This window comes from Sphingomonas paucimobilis NBRC 13935, assembly GCF_000739895.2.
GTDB lineage: Bacteria > Pseudomonadota > Alphaproteobacteria > Sphingomonadales > Sphingomonadaceae > Sphingomonas > Sphingomonas paucimobilis.
On the sequence record NZ_BBJS01000081.2, the window covers coordinates 1 to 1,295 of the forward strand.

At 63.8% G+C, this 1,295-nt stretch carries 1 protein-coding gene; it reads left to right on the plus strand.

From position 1 onward, the window contains the following. Positions 1–63: 63 nt before the first annotated feature. Positions 64–1,235, plus strand: a protein-coding gene (locus SP6_RS19915) for an IS3 family transposase (protein WP_126053443.1) whose coding sequence is annotated in 2 segments (ribosomal slippage) — positions 64–328 and positions 328–1,235 — 1,173 coding nt in all. Because the reading frame shifts where the segments join, the coding sequence is not laid out codon by codon here. The last annotated feature ends 60 nt before the right edge of the window (positions 1,236–1,295 follow it).

A 1,295-nucleotide genomic window follows, 5' to 3' on the forward strand; every position in this document is an offset into this window, starting at 1 on the left:
AGGTGGTGCCGGTTTTCTGGACAGGGTGTTAAGCTACTCCTGACCTGAAGGACTGGTACGGGAATGAAGACGACGAGGAAGCGCTACGGCGCGGAGTTCAAGGCGAAGGTCGCGTTGGAGGCGATCCGTGGCGACCTGACGCTGGCGGAGCTGGCTGCCAAGCATGGGGTGCATCACACGATGATTGCGGCCTGGAAGCGGCAAGCGATCGAGGGGATGTCGGCGACCTTCTCGGGGGCGGGCGATGCGGCCCGGGCAGCGAGCGATGCGGAGGTGGACAAGCTGCACGCGAAGATCGGGCAGCTCTTGGTGGAGCGGGATTTTTTAGCGAAAGCCTCCGGTCGATGAGCGTGGCACGGAGGCGATCGATGATCGAGCCTGCTCACCATCGTCTGTCGATCGCAGTGCAGTGCCGGCTGCTGTCGATCAGCCGGTCGAGCTATTATTATGCGCCGGTGCCGGAAACCGAGGAGACGCTGGCGCTGATGCGGGCGATCGACGCGGCGTTCCTCGACATGCCATGGTACGGCAGCCGCCAGATGGTGCGGCACTTGCGCCGTGGCGGCCATGACGTTGGTCGGCGCCGGGTGCGGCGACTGATGAGCAAGATGGGCCTGGCGCCGATTTACCAGCGGCCGCGCACGAGCGATCCGCACCCGCAGCACCGGGTCTATCCCTATCTGCTGCGCGAGCTGGCGATCGAACGACCCAACCATGTGTGGTGCGCGGACGTGACCTACATCCCGATGCGACGGGGCTTCCTCTACCTCGTTGCGATCATGGACTGGGCGACCCGCAAGGTGCTGGCGTGGCGGCTGTCGAACACGATGGATGCGGGCTTCTGCGTCGCGGCGCTTGAGGAGGCTCTGGCCCGCTTCGGGAAGCCTGAAATCTTCAACACCGACCAGGGCAGCCAGTTCACCAGCTTCGCATTCACCAGCGTGCTGCGCGACGCTGAGGTACGCATCAGCATGGACGGCCGGGGCCGGTGGATGGACAATGTCTTCATCGAGCGCCTCTGGCGCTCCCTCAAATACGAGTGCGTGTATCTGCACGCCTTCGAGACCGGATCGGAGCTGAAGGCTGGCCTGGGCCGGTGGATCACCTATTACAACACTCAGCGTCCGCACTCGGGCCTGGCCGGGCGAACCCCGGTGGAGGCCTATCGGCGGATCGGACAATCAGATCATGGGGGGCATGCCCCCCATGATCTGATGATCAAACAGGCGGCGTGAATGACAACCGGGATTAGCTTAACTTAGCCGCAAACCTGTCCAAGAAGGCGGGACCACCTC